The 16,647-nt window shown below is 35.2% G+C and carries 11 protein-coding genes; 10 read left to right on the plus strand and 1 reads right to left on the minus strand.

The genetic code is table 11. The features are described from left to right. Positions 1-170: 170 nt before the first annotated feature. Entirely contained in the window at positions 171-2,081 is a 1,911-nt protein-coding gene (gene acs, locus ACNH59_RS12710) for an acetate--CoA ligase (protein ID WP_418262902.1), read from the plus strand. A 231-nt stretch (positions 2,082-2,312) separates the two neighbouring features. Here acs and ACNH59_RS12715 read toward each other — a convergent pair whose 3' ends face one another. Next, positions 2,313-4,406, minus strand: a complete 2,094-nt coding sequence (locus ACNH59_RS12715) for an LTA synthase family protein (protein ID WP_418262903.1) — start codon at positions 4,404-4,406, stop codon at positions 2,313-2,315. Positions 4,407-4,607: 201 nt separating this feature from the next. On the opposite strand from ACNH59_RS12715, the gene ACNH59_RS12720 reads away from it, so the two are divergent. The 9 genes from ACNH59_RS12720 to hisH all read left to right on the plus strand — a co-directional run bounded on the left by ACNH59_RS12720 (position 4,608) and on the right by hisH (position 16,643). Beyond that, positions 4,608-4,931 carry a DUF6660 family protein gene (locus tag ACNH59_RS12720; RefSeq protein WP_418262904.1) on the plus strand — a complete coding sequence of 108 codons (324 nt, stop codon included), beginning with the start codon at positions 4,608-4,610 and terminating at the stop codon, positions 4,929-4,931. A gap of 95 nt (positions 4,932-5,026) precedes the next feature. Then, positions 5,027-9,400, plus strand: a complete 4,374-nt coding sequence (locus tag ACNH59_RS12725) for a CusA/CzcA family heavy metal efflux RND transporter (RefSeq protein ID WP_418262905.1) — start codon at positions 5,027-5,029, stop codon at positions 9,398-9,400. Between the two features lie 6 nt (positions 9,401-9,406). Then, entirely contained in the window at positions 9,407-10,579 is a 1,173-nt protein-coding gene (locus tag ACNH59_RS12730) for an efflux RND transporter periplasmic adaptor subunit (protein WP_418262906.1), read from the plus strand. A gap of 125 nt (positions 10,580-10,704) precedes the next feature. After that, positions 10,705-11,187: a DUF2231 domain-containing protein gene (locus ACNH59_RS12735; RefSeq protein ID WP_418262907.1), complete on the plus strand. Its 483-nt coding sequence runs from the start codon at positions 10,705-10,707 to the stop codon at positions 11,185-11,187. A 270-nt stretch (positions 11,188-11,457) separates the two neighbouring features. Continuing rightward, the gene (hisG, locus tag ACNH59_RS12740; protein WP_418262908.1) at positions 11,458-12,315 is read left to right on the plus strand and encodes an ATP phosphoribosyltransferase; all 858 of its coding nucleotides are present in this window, start codon (positions 11,458-11,460) and stop codon (positions 12,313-12,315) included. Positions 12,316-12,429: 114 nt separating this feature from the next. After that, positions 12,430-13,722, plus strand: coding sequence for a histidinol dehydrogenase (hisD, locus tag ACNH59_RS12745; RefSeq protein WP_418262909.1), 1,293 nt, complete (start codon positions 12,430-12,432; stop codon positions 13,720-13,722). After that, complete coding sequence (gene hisC, locus ACNH59_RS12750) at positions 13,712-14,764, plus strand: histidinol-phosphate transaminase (RefSeq protein WP_418262910.1); 1,053 nt, start codon at positions 13,712-13,714, stop codon at positions 14,762-14,764. Before hisD ends, hisC begins: the two co-directional genes overlap by 11 nt. 80 nt (positions 14,765-14,844) lie before the next feature. Beyond that, positions 14,845-15,981 (plus strand): bifunctional histidinol-phosphatase/imidazoleglycerol-phosphate dehydratase HisB, encoded by a 1,137-nt coding sequence (gene hisB, locus ACNH59_RS12755; protein ID WP_418262911.1) that lies wholly within the window; start codon positions 14,845-14,847, stop codon positions 15,979-15,981. 68 nt (positions 15,982-16,049) lie between these two features. Further along, the gene (gene hisH / locus ACNH59_RS12760) at positions 16,050-16,643 is read left to right on the plus strand and encodes an imidazole glycerol phosphate synthase subunit HisH (RefSeq protein ID WP_418262912.1); all 594 of its coding nucleotides are present in this window, start codon (positions 16,050-16,052) and stop codon (positions 16,641-16,643) included. Positions 16,644-16,647: the final 4 nt, after the last annotated feature.

Consider the following 16,647-nt stretch of genomic DNA (forward strand, 5'->3'; position numbering starts at 1 on the left):
TGAATTTTCTATATTTTAAGATTTTTAATATGGATTTATAATTGGAACTAGCAATTGATAAAAAAAAATATTAGTTTTACAAACCTTGATTTTAGAGCATTTAATACAACCAAGAGAATTGCTTTTAAGAATCAAAAGAGTTTTAATACATTTATGCAAAATTTGAACAGATGAGTTATTATAAAATTGACAATTTAGAACAATACTTTAAGCATTATAATAAATCGGTACGAGAACCAAGAAAATTTTGGGGTAAAATAGCCGAAGAAAACTTCACTTGGTACCAACAATGGGATAAAGTGGTTGAATTTAATATGGCTGAAGCTGAAATTGAATGGTTTTCGGGAGCTAAAGTAAATATTGTTAAAAACTGTATTGACAGACATCTTAATAAAAGAGGAGAGAAAACCGCAATTATTTTTGAACCTAATAACCCAGAAGAAGAAGCGCTTCATATAAGTTATAACGAATTGCATCAAAGGGTATGTAAAATGGCAAATGTTTTACGTGACCAAGGTGTGAAAAAAGGGGATCGCGTTTGTATTTATTTACCGATGATTCCTGAGTTGGCTGTTTCTGTTTTAGCATGTGCTCGTATTGGTGCGATACATTCCGTGGTTTTTGCAGGTTTTTCAGCATCAGCGCTAGCAAGTAGAGTAATTGATAGTGGTTGTGAAATGGTTATCACTGCCGATGGAGGTTTTCGAGGAAACAGAACCATTGAATTAAAACCAATTGTAGATGAAGCACTAGAAAAATGCAAGTCGGTGTCTAAGGTATTGGTGGTTAAAAGAACCAATTCCATTATTAAAATGCAAGAGGGAAGGGATATTTGGTTGAAACCTTTACTGGAAGAAGCCTCTGACAATAGTGTAGCTGAGATCATGGATGCCGAAGATCCATTGTTTATTCTGTATACTTCTGGTTCTACAGGAAAACCAAAAGGAATGGTACATACTACTGCCGGTTATATGGTGTATAGTGCTTATACTTTTAAAAATGTTTTTAACTACGAAGAAAATGATATTTTTTGGTGTACTGCTGACATTGGTTGGATAACAGGACATTCTTATATTTTGTACGGTCCTTTATTAAACGGGGCTACTACAGTGATTTTTGAAGGTGTTCCTTCATATCCAGACTTTAGTCGTTTTTGGGAAGTAATCGAAAAACATAAAGTAACTCAGTTTTATACAGCTCCAACAGCCATTCGTGCCTTAGCAAAAGAAAGTTTGGATTATGTATTGAAGTACCCTTTTAAGTCATTAAAAGTTATTGGTTCTGTTGGAGAACCTATTAATGAAGAGGCTTGGCATTGGTATAATGATCATGTGGGGGCTAAGAGATGTCCAATTGTAGATACTTGGTGGCAAACTGAAACGGGTGGAATTATGATTTCGCCAATCGCATTTGTGACTCCAACCAAACCAACTTATGCAACTTTACCGTTACCTGGTATACAACCCGTTTTGATGGACGAAAAACGTAATGAAATTGAATCCAATCAACAAGAAGGTAGTTTGTGTATCAAGTTTCCATGGCCAGGTATTGCTAGAACAATTTGGGGGAACCATGAACGCTATAAGGAAACTTATTTCTCTCAATTCCCAGGTAAATATTTCTCAGGAGATGCCGCTTTACGTGATGAAGTAGGGTATTATAGAATCACTGGTCGTGTGGATGATGTGGTAATTGTATCAGGACATAACCTGGGTACAGCACCTATTGAAGACGCTATCAATGAGCACCCAGCCGTGGCAGAAAGTGCAATCGTTGGTTTCCCTCATGATGTTAAAGGGAAAGCTTTGTATGGTTTTGTGATTTTAAAAGAAACAGGAGAGCTTAGAAATAAAGAAAATTTATCTTTGGAGATCAACAATCATATTTCAGGACATATTGGGCCAATAGCAAAATTAGATAAAATTCAATACGTGTCGGGATTACCAAAAACACGTTCAGGGAAAATTATGCGACGTATATTGAGAAAAATTGCTGAGGGTGATTATTCTAATTTTGGAGATATTTCGACTTTATTAAATCCTGAAATTGTAGAAGAAATTAAGAAAGGTAGAATAGAGTAAAAACTATTTGTTAGATATAATTAAAAAAGGCTCAAGAAATATTTCTTGAGCTTTTTTAGTTTTCCTTAAACCTATTAATTTAGAATTTATTGATATAGAAAATCAGGCCTTAGAAAATTTCAGCTAGGGTAAGTTTTATAGCTAGATTAAAGAAGGAACCATTAAGAAATAGTATTCAGAATCTTATTTTCTTAATGGTTTTTTTATGTTAAATGATGATTTTTTTAATTTTTACTTCTGGTATTCCTTTTTCTTCAAAATATCCGATGCTGTTTGATAGTATGAAATTGTTTCCTTAATCAAATCATTTCGTTTTATCGCTAATGGTTTTTGATCGTAATAGATTTGGAAATCTGCTTCAACACCTTCTTTTGGGTTTAGTTTTAAACCATATTGCTTTACTTGTTTTTTTGGAGAAATAATGGTCAAGACATTATCTTTTAATAAACCTAAATCTTGATACGTAGCAATTAAAGCTCTTGGATGGTAATTAGGATTTAAGACATCTTGTCCAAAAAATTTGGATTGGTAATCAAAATGCAATAAGCCAAATAAAGTAGGCATAATATCAATTTGTGACATTAATTGGTTGTAGTGATGTGGTTGTATAAAACCTGGGCTGTAAATCATTGCTGGAATACGGTATTTATCAATTGGCAACTCAGTTTTTCCAGCACTAGAAGCGCAGTGATCTGCAACTATAACAAAGACAGTGTTTTTGAACCAAGGTTGTTTTTCTGCCATTCCAAAGAATTTTTTAATGGCATAATCGGTATATTTCACTCCGCCTTCACGTGATTTTGCATTCCCTGGTATGTCAATTTTTCCATTTGGATAGGTAAAAGGTCTGTGGTTTGAAACAGTCATCCAGTGATTGAAGAAAGGTTTTCCTGTTTGCGCTTCGGTATTTATGGTTTTAATGGCTTTGTTGACCATGTCTTCGTCGCATACACCCCAAACGTTTGAGAACGTTATTTCTTCAGGTTTGAAAGTTTTTTCATCCACAATGTCATAGCCATTTCCCGAGAAGAAATCTTCCATATTATCAAAGAAAGCATCACCTCCATATAAGTATTTTACTTGGTACCCTTTCGATTTAAAAACACTTCCAGTTGTAAATTTATTTTTATTATCTTCTCTTTTTACGACGCTTTCTCCTGCTGTAGGTGGCAAGCATAAGGTTACTGCTTCGAGTCCGCGCACGGTTCTATTTCCAGAGGCATAAAAATTAGTAAACAACAAACTTTGAGTAGCTAAACTATCTAAAAACGGACTGATGTTTTGTTTGTTACCGTACATTTTCATAAAATCAGCACTGTAGCTTTCAATAGTGATTAAAACCACGTTTTTGTGTATTTCAGCACTGTCAGATTGTATGGTTCTTGTGGATGAAAGTGGTTTCAAATTGTGTATTTGATTATTTAATAAAGCATACGCTTCTTGTTCAGGCAAAGTTTTGTAGAATTTAAAATAGTCTAATTCACTATTCATAAACGCTAAATAAAATCGATACATTCCATTAGCTTGCAATTCATTGGTAAAGACATTGGTGGCATTCTCAGTTATTGCAAGTTTAGGAATACTCCAAAGAGCTATTCCAAATAATGAGAAATAAATTACGGAAAGTTTTATTTTTTCCGAAACAGAAGGAATTTTTTCGATGTAAATTTTTGATTTTTGGATAACAAAATAAGAAATGATTCCCGCTACAAGAAACAAAGTGCCAAAAATAGGAATCACAGGATATGACTCCATAATATTTCCAATTACTTCATTGGTGTAAACTAAATAATTGACGGCTATAAAGTTATATTTTACACCAAATTCATTCCAGAAGAAATACTCACTGACGGCATTTTGAAGAATCAAAACAACATATAAGAACATAACAAAGGCAAATAGCCAAAATCTAATTCGCTCTCTTTTTTTAGGTACAAAAAGGAACAAACCAAATAAAAAGGTTTTAATCCCTACAAATATTAGCCCTATTATTGGCAAAGCACCACCGTATTCAGTCAAAATAGACTTGCCTGATAAAATATAGAGGAAAAGTGCAATGAGTAATCCAAAATGGATAAAACCATACGGTTTTTGGTACTTATCATTGGATATGAAAATAAGATATAACCATAAAAATCCACAGGCCAAACTGAAAACCAAAATATCAGATAGGAATCCTAAAGAGAATATTTTAAGGGTGTCCAAAAATGTAAAGGAGGATTGCGTAATTGGGTGAAAAAGCAATACTAGCCTGAGAATAAAACTGGTAATTACATAAAAAACAGTAAGAATATAAAATGGAGCTAGTTTTTTTATAAAAGACATAAAGTGTTATTTTTGGTTTGTAAAAGTAATAATTTTAATGATAATCAGTTAGTTAAGGTTAGTTAATTTTATACATTAAGCAGTTAAAACTACTTTATTTTTAAACTTTCTTAGTAAGAATATATAAAGAAAACTCTCTTTTGAACTATAGAAAATAGATTAAATAAGTATAATATTGTGTAAAATTATTACATTTACAAAGTGAAATTACTTCGAATCATATTATCGATTTATATTATCGCCTTGTCTTGTATGCCATGTGCGGATGCTGCTTATGGTACAGACGAGAAGAATCATATTGTCCAATCGGATGAGAATTCGGCTTCGGACCATCATTTAGAGGACAATTGTTCTCCTTTTTGTGTTTGCAGTTGCTGTCATTGTATGGGATTGTATAAATTCAATGATTTCACCAAAGACCTTTTGACAATCAATCCTTTTGTTGAAAGAAACACGGTAGCTTATACCACTACTTTATTCTCAAATTTTCAAAATGCCATTTGGCAACCCCCACAACTTAGCTAATTGATATTTTAGGTTTTGATGTTTCAAAACAAATTCTTTGTGAGGTAACCTACCTTGCAATATGTTTTTTTTGTCAATTATTTAATTTGTTATACATGCTAAACAAAATCATTGCGTTTTCTATAAAAAACAAACTGATTGTAGGGCTAATGGTTTTAGCTCTCATCGTTTGGGGTATTTTTTCAGTTAAAAATTTACCTATTGATGCCGTACCTGACATCACTAATAATCAGGTGCAAATCATTACTACATCACCTAGCAATGGCGCCGAGGATATCGAAAGATTTGTCACTTTTCCCGTAGAACAAACCATGGCAACGATTAAGGATATTGAAGAAATTCGTTCTTTTAGTCGTTTTGGGTTGTCTGTTGTAACGGTGGTTTTTAAGGAAGAAGTGGATGTCTATTGGGCTAGACAACAGGTTTCCGAACGCTTGACCGAAGCGATAAACCAAATTCCAAAAGGTATGGGTACGCCAGAAATGGCTCCTGTTTCTACAGGTTTGGGTGAAATTTATCAATATGTCATTCACACCAAAAAAGGCTTTGAATCCAAGTATGATGCCACCCAATTGCGTACTATTCAAGACTGGATTGTTCGTCGTCAGCTGTTAGGAGTGGAAGGGATTGCCGATGTGAGCAGTTTTGGAGGTTTTTTGAAGCAATATGAAATTGCTTTGAATCCCGATAAATTACGAAGCATGAACATTAGTATCGCTACTGTTTTTAATGCTTTGGAAAAAAACAATCAAAATACAGGCGGGGCTTATATCGATAAAAATCCCAATGCCTATTTCATTAGAAGCGAAGGTTTGATTAAAAATATTGATGATATTGAGAATATTGTCGTAAAAACCAATGCCAATAGTGTTCCAGTACTGATACGTGACGTAGCTGAAGTAAAAATTGGAGCGGCTACACGCTACGGAGCCATGACTCGAAATGACGAAGGTGAAGTAGTAGGAGGGCTAGTTCTGATGTTGAAAGGAGCGAATGCTTCTAAAGTAATTGAAAATGTAAAAAGCCGAATTTCACAAATTGAAAAAAACTTGCCTGAAGGGATAACTATTGAGCCTTTTTTGGATAGAACTAAGTTAGTGGATAACGCTATTCACACCGTTTCGACCAATTTATTAGAAGGGGCATTAATTGTTATTTTTATTTTGGTTTTGCTGTTGGGAAATTTACGTGCGGGCTTAATTGTAGCCTCGGTGATTCCATTGGCGATGTTGTTTGCCATTTGTTTGATGAATTTATTTGGTGTCGAAGGAAATTTGATGAGTTTGGGTGCGCTAGATTTTGGATTAATCGTGGATGGAGCTGTAATTATTATCGAAGCCACAATGCATTATTTACACGTTAAACATAAAGGTAAAGTTATTACGCAAGAAGAAATGGATCAAAGTGTGTTGAGTAACGCACGCAAAATGATGAGTTCAGCGGCCTTTGGTCAAATTGTAATTTTAATCGTGTATTTGCCTATTCTGGCTTTGGTGGGGATTGAAGGAAAAATGTTTCGTCCTATGGCGCAAACGGTTTCTTTTGCTATTTTAGGTGCTTTTTTATTATCATTGACTTATGTTCCTGTAATGAGTGCTTTGTTTTTGAACAAAAAAATAATTCACAAAGAAAATATTTCGGATAGAATCATAAATGCCCTCCAACGTGTATATACTCCCATGCTTTCATTTGCCATGCAATCAAAAGTTTTGGTAATTGGTATCGCTCTTAGTTTGCTACTAATTAGCGGGGTTATTTTTACCTTTTTGGGAGCCGAATTTATTCCAACTCTTGATGAAGGTGATTTTGCTGTGGAGACCAGAACGTTAACCGGAAGTAGTTTGTCTTATACTGTTGAGCAAGCGCAAAAAGCAGCGAAGGTGCTGAAGGACAATTTCCCTGAAGTGAAAGAGGTAATTGGTAAAATTGGTTCGTCTGAGATACCTACAGACCCAATGGGGGTTGAAGCTTGTGATTTGATGATTATTTTGAAAGATAAAAGCGAATGGACTTCAGCGGATTCCCGAGTTGATTTGGCTGAGAAAATGCAACAAAAATTAGAACAACATATAGCGGGAACGACCTTTGGGTTTCAACAGCCCATCCAAATGCGTTTTAACGAATTGATTTCTGGGGTCAAACAAGATGTTGCCGTAAAAATCTATGGCGAAGACTTGAATAAACTAACACAATATGCCAAACAAATTGGGAAAATCGCAGGAAAAATAGAAGGAGCAACGGATATTTATGTTGAGCCCATTGCTGGTTTGTCTCAGGTTGTTGTCAAGTTCCACAGGGATAAAATTGCTCAATTTGGACTGAATATCGAAGAGGTGAATACCGTCATCCGAGCTGGTTTTGCTGGAGAAATTGCAGGTTTGGTATTTGAAGGAGAAAAACGTTTTGACTTGGTGGTTCGCTTGGATAATGAGAACCGTCAAAGCATTGACGATGTCCGAAATTTGTATGTTACGGCTCCTAATGGAAATCAAATCCCATTAGAACAAGTGGCAACTATTGATTTTAAAGAAGGTCCGAATCAGATTCAGCGTGAAGATGCTAAACGAAGAATTATTGTAGGTTTCAATGTACGTGGTAGGGATGTAGAAAGTACGGTTGAAGAAATTCAACAAAGAATAAACAAACAAGTAAAGTTTGAAGCAGGCTATTTTGCTACTTATGGTGGCGCTTTTGAGAACTTAATCGCTGCCAAAGAACGTCTAGGAGTGGCAGTGCCAGCAGCCTTATTGCTTATATTTATTTTGTTGTTTTTTGCTTTTGGGTCTATCAAACAAGCCGTTTTAATCTATACAGCTATCCCGCTTTCGGCTATTGGAGGCGTATTAGCGCTTTGGATTAGAGGAATGCCATTCAGTATTTCTGCGGGTGTTGGGTTTATTGCCTTGTTTGGAGTAGCGGTTTTAAACGGAATTGTGCTGATTGCCGAATTCAATTCGCTTAAAAAAGAAGGCATGACGGATGTAAAAGCAATCATCATCAAAGGAACTTCCGTTAGATTGCGACCTGTTATTATGACGGCACTCGTAGCTTCATTAGGTTTTTTACCTATGGCCTTAACTCAGGGTGCTGGTGGAGAAGTACAAAAACCCTTGGCAACAGTCGTAATAGGAGGATTACTCACCGCAACCTTACTCACACTTTTAGTTTTACCAATATTGTATATGTGGTCTGAAAAAAATAACAAACCTATGAAACCTGTAAATCCTTTACTTGCAGTTGTGTTTTTCTTTTTTGTAGCTCCTACTGTAACGGCTCAAAACCAACCTCTAGACTTGAATCAAGCGATTGTGTTGGGGCTGAAGAACAATAAAGACATGATTCGTTCCCAGTTAGAAGAAAAACAGGAACAACAATTAAAAAGAACCCGAATTGAAATTCCTAAAACGGATGTTTCGGGGCAGTTTGGGCAATACAATAGTTATGTCACAAAAGATAATAATTTTAGTATCTCTCAAACCATTCCCTTTCCAACTGTTTTTTCGGCAAATGCGTCTTTAGGGGATGCCCTTGTCAAGAGTAGCGCAATAAAAATCATGATTACCAAGAATGAATTGGTCTATCGCATCAAACAGGTGTATTCTAATTTACAATATTTATATTCGCGACAAACACTATTGCAAAAACAAGACAGTATTTATCAAGGTTTTGTAAAAGCAGCGTCATGGCGTTACAAAACAGGAGAAAGTACCGTCTTAGAGCAAAGCACAGCCGAAACAAGGTGGCGTGAAACACAAAACTTACTCAAAGAGAATGACGCAAAAATTGAAGTGGGTTTGTCTCAATTGCAAACCCTATTAGGTACTGAAGAACCGCTTGTTATTGCAGATAAAAAATTGGACGAACAAGTTTTTTTAGGAACTAATAATGAAAAGGAAATAACTGGAAATCCTGTTTTAGCTTATTTTCAACAACAAATGACGATTGCTGAAAAACAGAAAAAAGTTGAACAAGCCAAAGTATTACCTGACCTTACTTTTGGCTATTTTAATCAATCGCTCATTGGGAGTTCGTTGAATGATACAGGTTCGGAAGTGGCTATGGCAGCGAATCGTTTTCAAGGTTTTCAATTGGGATTGTCTATCCCTATATTTTATGGTTCGTATGCTGCCAAAGTGCAAACTGCAACAATCAACAAAGAGATTGCTAAAACCATTTTGGACCACAATCAAATTAGTTTAAAAGGACAATACACACAAGCATTTGTAACGTTTCAACAAAATAAAAAGAGTTTGACCTATTACAAAGAGTCGGGAATGCCAAATGCAAATTCTATTTTAACCAAAAGTCAAAGTGCTTATAAAAATGGTGAAATAAGCTATGCTGAACATCTTTTGAATTTAAGAACGGCAATTGAAATAGAAGAAAATTATTTGTCGGCGATTTTAGGATACAACCAAAGCATATTACTATTGGAGTATCTTTCAGGGAAAACAAATGAACTAAAATAATACATGATGAAATCAATATATAAAACTATTAGCCTTCTTTTTTTAGGGATTAGCATTCTGAGTTGTGGTAATAAAAACGAAGAAGAAGCAACTACTGTAGAAGAACAAAATCAAGAAAGCTCAGTTGTAGAATTATCCGCAGAACAACGCAAGAGTTCGAACATTCAACTGGGAAATGTTGAAGAAAAAGAATTGAGCAGTACTACCAAAGTAAATGGTGTACTCGATGTACCACCACAAAATTTAGTTTCGATTGCAGCTCCCTTTGGTGGATTTGTAAAAAACACGACCATGCTCCAAGGGTTGAAAGTGCGTAAAGGGCAAGTGGTAGCCATGATGCAACATCCTGATTATGTGCAACCGCAACAGGATTATATCGATTTGAAAAGCCAATTGAATTATCTCAAACTGGAATATGAACGCCAACAAGAATTAGCTAAAGAAAATATCAATGCTCAGAAAACAGTACAAAAAGCGAAATCGGATTACGAAAGTGCAAAAGCAAGAGTTGCAGGCTTAAAAACGAAACTTCAGTTGATGAATGTTAATTTGGCTAGTCTGGAAAAAGGGAATATTCAAAGTACATTACCCCTGTATTCCTCTATTAATGGCTATGTGACTCAGGTAAATACAAATATTGGGGCCTATGCGGCGCCTACAGATGTGTTGTTTCAAATAGCTGATACAGAGCATTTACATGCCGAGTTGACAGTTTTTGAAAAAGATGTTCCAAAACTGAAAATAGGGCAAAAAGTTCGTTTTGTTCTAGCAAATGAAACCAAGGAGAGAATGGCTACGGTCTATTTAATTGGAAAAGAAATTAGCCAAGAAAGAACCGTTCAAATACATTGTCATTTAGATCAAGAAGACACCCATCTTTTGCCTGGGATGTTTCTTAAAGCATTGGTAGAAAAGGGGAGTCATAAAGTAGCTGCTGTTCCTAATAAAGCGATTGTCGAATTTGAAGGAAGCAAATATATATTCGTGATGACTAAAGAAAATCCTAAAACCAATACAACCCAGTACCGTTTGGTGCCAATTAAAGAAGGTGTTTCAGAGCTAAATTATACTGAACTCATTATGGAGAATAATTCCAATTGGAAAAACTGGAAAATTGTGACCAATGGCGCTTATGATTTACTTTCTAAAATGAAAAATAGCGAAGAGGAAGAAGAGTAAAATAAGTTGGGGATGTAAAAAAAAAGCTAAAATGTTTCTTTATTTTTCATTCCCAAAAAAACTATTCTATATTTGAAAGCAAAATAAAATTATTAATAGAAATAAGATAAATTAAAACGCTATTTATGAACGACGCACATTTGCACCTTATGGTAAATCATTTTCCAATTGTGGGATTGATTTTTGGTTTTGGAATATTAATTTCAGGATTGTATTTTCGAAATAATGGTATTAAAAATACAGCCTATTCGCTATTTGTAGTGGCAGCTATTACTGCTTTTTTAAGTATGGCCACAGGAGAAGGTGCTGAGGAAATAGTGGAAGACATGCCTAATATAGGACACCATATCATCCACGAACACGAAGAATATGCTGAAAAGTTTGCTTTAATTCTTTATGCTTTAGGACTTTTATCTATTTATGGTTTCTATTTGAATGTTAAAACACATACCAGAGCACGATTAATTTCAATCCTAGTATTGGTTACAGCTGGAATCGCTTTAGTATTTGCTCTAAAAACAGGTGAATCTGGCGGAGAAGTAAGACATACTGAAATACGCGATGTCCAAGTTGAGACCATTCCTGTGGAAAGTCCAGATGAGGATTAATTTTTTGTTTTTAAATAAAATAAAAATTGCTTCTATTTAAAATAAAAAGTATATTTGCAATCGAAAATAAAGACAGTTCAATTTTATAAAAATGTTATCAAATCAAGTACATCATCATCATTCTCACAATTGCTCTCAAGCGATGTGTTAATGGTATGCATGTAAGTCATCATATTAATAAACCCGTTTGAGTACATCAAACGGGTTTTTCATTGTGTGTTAAGTCCTTTGTACTCAAACACATTCAATAAAACATAAAAAAACAAAACAATGAGTACGTTAAAAATTGCAATTCAAAAATCAGGTAGGTTAAACGAAGAAAGTATTCAAATCCTTAAAGATGCTGGGATTTCTATCAACAACGGCATTGATCAATTGAAAGCAGAAGCTTCTAATTTTCCATTGGAAGTTTTGTATTTGAGAAATTCAGATATTCCTCAATATTTGATTGATGGAGTAGTTGATATTGCTATTGTTGGTGATAATTTATTAGTTGAAAAAGGAAAAAACATTGAGGTAATCCAAAAATTAGGATTTTCAAAATGTAAAGTTTCTATTGCGGTTCCTAAAGCATTTGAATACAATTCGATTCAAGATTTAGATGGTTTACGTGTAGCAACTTCATACCCAAATACAGTAATTGATTTTTGCAATTCAAAAGGAGTTACTGTGGATATTCACCAAATTTCTGGTTCTGTTGAAATTGCTCCCAATATTGGTCTTGCTGATGCAATCGTAGATATTGTTTCTAGCGGAAGTACGTTGTTTAAAAATAATTTGAAAGAAGTAGAAGTAATTTTCAAAAGTGAAGCGGTTTTAGCAGTTTCTCCAAAAGTTTCTCCTGAATCTCAAAAAATAATTGATACACTTAAATTTAGAATTGAGTCCGTTTTAAGAGCTCGTAAATCAAAATACATTTTGATGAACGTGCCTAATGATAAGATTGAAGCAGTGAGCAGTATTCTACCAGTGCTAAAAAGTGCTACCGTAATGCCTTTGGCAGAAGAAGGTTGGAGTAGTGTGCATACAGTGATAGATAAAGACACTTTTTGGGAAGTAATTGACCAATTGAAAGAAGCTGGTGCCGAAGGGATTTTGGTTTGTCCAATTGAGAAAATGGTTTTGTAAATTCCAATAGTAAAAGTTGAATTTGAATAAAAACTATTGAAACCTTAGCGATCTTTGCGTGTCATTCTGACTTGTCTTATGACTTTGCGAAATTTGCGGTTAAATATTAAAGTAATGAACAAAATATACAATCCAGCACCGGATACTTGGACTTCAATTTTAGAAAGACCAACGAAAACGGTTAACGATATCGAAGGAACAGTAAAAGAGATTTTCTCGGCTGTTCAAAAGGAAGGAGATGTGGCTGTAGCTAAATATACAACCCAATTTGATGGTGTAAGTTTTGAGAACATCGAAGTAACGTCTGCTGAAATTGAAACAGCAGTTGCTAGTTTGTCAACGGATTTAAAAGAAGCGATTGCTTTAGCAAAAGCCAATATAGAAAAGTTTCATCAAGCGCAAAAAACAACACGCGTTTCTGTAGAAACTGCCGAAGGGGTGCAGTGCTGGCAAGAAAAACGACCGATTCAAAAAGTAGGTTTGTACATTCCAGGCGGAACAGCACCTTTGTTTTCGACAGTTTTAATGCTAGCAGTTCCTGCTAAAATTGCTGGTTGTAACGAAATTGTGTTGTGTTCGCCTCCAGATAAAAACGGAAATATAAATCCTGCTATTTTGTACGCTGCCAATTTGTGTGGGGTGACTAAAATCATCAAAGTCGGTGGAATCCAAGCGATTGCCGGAATGACATTTGGTACCAGAGCAATTCCAAAAGTATATAAGATTTTCGGACCTGGAAATCAATATGTGACCGTAGCAAAACAATTAGCAACACAGTTTGGTGTGGCGATTGATATGCCTGCTGGTCCATCGGAGTTATTAGTAGTGGCTGATGATACGGCTGTTCCTGCTTTTGTAGCTTCTGACTTATTGAGTCAAGCAGAACATGGTGTTGATAGTCAGGTTATTTTGGTAGCTACATCTAAAGCGATGATTGATGCTGTTGAGAAAGAGATTGAAGCACAATTGGAACAATTACCCCGTAAAGAAATTGCTGAAAAAGCCATTGCTAATTCCAAATTAATCTATGTTGAAAACGATAAAATAGCTTTGGAGTTAATCGATGCGTACGGTCCTGAACATTTTATAGTCTGTGTGAAAGATGAAGATTTCTACGTGAATAATATTGGAAACGCAGGTTCAGTTTTTATTGGGAATTACACACCGGAAAGTGCGGGTGATTATGCTTCGGGAACGAATCACACCTTACCAACAAATGGATATGCAAAGAACTATAGCGGTGTGAACTTAGATAGTTTTATGAAATCAATGACGTTTCAAAAAATCTCTGAAAAAGGAATCCAAACTATTGGTTCAGCAATCGAATTGATGGCAGAAGCCGAAGGATTGCAGGCTCACAAAAATGCAGTTACATTACGTTTAAAAGCGATTGAAAATGAAAAATAATTTCAATATAAATACACTTGTTCGAGACAATGTAAAGGTTTTAAAACCATATTCGTCGGCCCGTGATGAGTTTGAAGATTTTGATACCGCTCAAATGGTATTCTTGGATGCTAATGAAAATCCGTTTCAAAATGGAGTCAATCGTTATCCAGATCCACAGCAGACTTCTGTGAAAGTAGTCTTGGGAAAAATGAAAAACATCAGTCCTAAACAAATTTTGTTAGGGAATGGAAGTGATGAAGTGTTGGATTTACTGTTTAGAGCGTTTTGTGAACCTAAAGAAGACAATGTGATTTCGTTGCCACCAACCTACGGAATGTATGGTGTTTTGGCTAATATCAATAATGTAGAACACAAAGAAATCGTGCTTTCTGAAAGTTTTCAACCACGAGTAGAAGCTATTTTAGAAGCGGTAACAGCAACCACTAAAATGATCTTTTTGTGTTCGCCAAACAATCCAACAGGGAATTCGTTTACCGAAGAAAGTGTAACGACTATTCTAGAAAAATTCAATGGTTTTGTGGTGATTGATGAAGCTTATATTGACTTTTCGGACAAAGCGAGTTGGTTAGCTAAACTATCCCAATATCCTAATTTAATCATCACACAAACGCTTTCTAAAGCATACGGTTTGGCAGGAATTCGTTTAGGAATTTGTTATGGTTCTGCTGAAGTAATAGCGGTTTTGAACAAAATAAAACCTCCATATAACGTAAACGAACTAACGCAACAAAGAGCTTTAGAACGATTGAAAGACCAAGCCAAAATTAACAGCGAAATCACTTCTATTATAGTACAAAGAGAGTCTTTACTTGAAGTATTAAATGAAGTATCTTTTGTGGATAAAATTTATCCTAGCGAAGCTAATTTTATTTTGGCTAAAGTAGATGATGCCAACAAACGTTATGATGAATTGATTGCTAAAGGAATCGTGATTCGTAACAGAACTACGCAGCCTTTATGTGAAAACTGTTTGCGTTTTACCATTGGAACAGAAAGTGAAAACACAGTTTTAATAAACGCTCTAAAAGAATTGAAATAAAAAAGACCACAGATTTCACAGATTAAACGGATTTTTATAATCTTTTAAATCCGTGAAATCTGTGGAAAAAAATATAAATAATGAAAAAAGTACTTTTTATCGATCGTGATGGAACGATTGTTTTAGAACCAGAAGGATATCAATTAGACAGCTTGGATAAATTAGAGTTTTATCCAAAAGCGTTTCAATATTTGGCTAAAATCGCTAACGAATTGGATTATGAATTAGCAATGGTGACTAATCAAGACGGATTAGGAACCGACTCTTTTCCGGAAGATACTTTCTGGCCTACACAAAATTTCATTTTGAGAGCGTTCCAAAACGAAGGTGTTTTGTTTGATGATATATTTATCGATCGTTCTTTCCCTGAAGACAATGCGCCAACACGTAAACCTAGAACAGGAATGTTGACGAAGTATATCGACAATCCAAACTACGATTTGGAGAACTCATTTGTACTTGGCGACAGACTTACCGATGTGGAACTAGCAAAGAATTTAGGTGCAAAAGCCATTTTCTTAAATACCACTGACGGAGCGGGAAGTGAAGAAATCAGTGCAAAAAGAGAAGAATTGGATGCTGTTATTGCGTTACAATCTACCGATTGGAAACAAATCTATGAGTTTTTAAAATTGGAAGAGCGTACGGCGTCAATCACTAGAAAAACGCACGAAACAGATATATACATCAAGTTGAACTTAGATGGAACGGGTCAAAGTAAAATTGATACTGGAATTGCTTTCTTCGACCATATGTTAGACCAAATTTCGCGTCATGGCCAAATGGACTTGGATATCAAAGTGAAAGGCGATTTGGAAGTGGATGAACATCATACGATTGAAGACACTGCGATTGCTTTGGGAGAAGTCTATGCAAAAGCCTTAGGAAATAAGTTAGGAATTGAGCGTTATGGTTTCTGTTTACCAATGGACGATTGCTTAGCACAAGTAGCGATTGATTTTGGAGGAAGAAACTGGTTGATTTGGGAAACCGAATTCAAACGTGAAATGGTAGGGAAGATGCCAACAGAGATGTTTTTCCACTTTTTCAAATCCTTCTCTGATGGAGCCAAAGCAAACATCAACATCAAAGCAGAAGGCGATAATGAACATCACAAAATTGAAGCGATCTTTAAAGCTTTTGCGAAAGCGATAAAAGTAGCGGTGAAACGTGATACTGAGAAAATGATATTGCCATCAACGAAAGGGATGCTTTAAATAGTTGATAGTTGTTGGTTGATAGTTGTTAGCTGTCAACCAACAACCGACAACCAACAACTAAATAAATGAAAATAGCAATTATAAATTACGGAGCGGGAAACATTCAAAGTATTCTATTTGCCATAGAAAGACTAGGTTTTACTGCTGTGTTGACTAACAATCCAGCCGAAATCAAAGCGGCAGACAAAGTGATTTTTCCAGGAGTGGGAGAGGCAAGTTACGCGATGAAGATGCTGAAAGAAAGCGGACTGGATGCTTTGATTCCAACATTGACGCAACCTGTTTTGGGAATATGTTTGGGAATGCAATTGATGTGCAAACATTCTGAAGAAGGTAATACTGATGGATTAGGGATTTTTGATGTGGATGTAGTTAAGTTTACACCGAAGGTAAAAGTTCCACAAATGGGGTGGAATGTCATTTACAATCTAAAATCAGATTTATTCAAAGATATTGCTGAAAATGAATACATGTATTTAGTACACAGTTTTTATGCGCCACTTTGCAAAGAAACGATTGCTACCACTGATTATGAAGTGGAATATTCATCGGCTTTGGAAAATAAAAATTTCTTTGGAACGCAATTTCACCCTGAAAAAAGTGGTGATGTAGGTGAGCAAATCCTTAAAAACTTTTTACTTCTAACCTCTAACCTCTAACTTT

Origin of the sequence: Flavobacterium faecale, assembly GCF_048320115.1 — a bacterium.
Taxonomy (GTDB): Bacteria; Bacteroidota; Bacteroidia; order Flavobacteriales; family Flavobacteriaceae; genus Flavobacterium; species Flavobacterium faecale_A.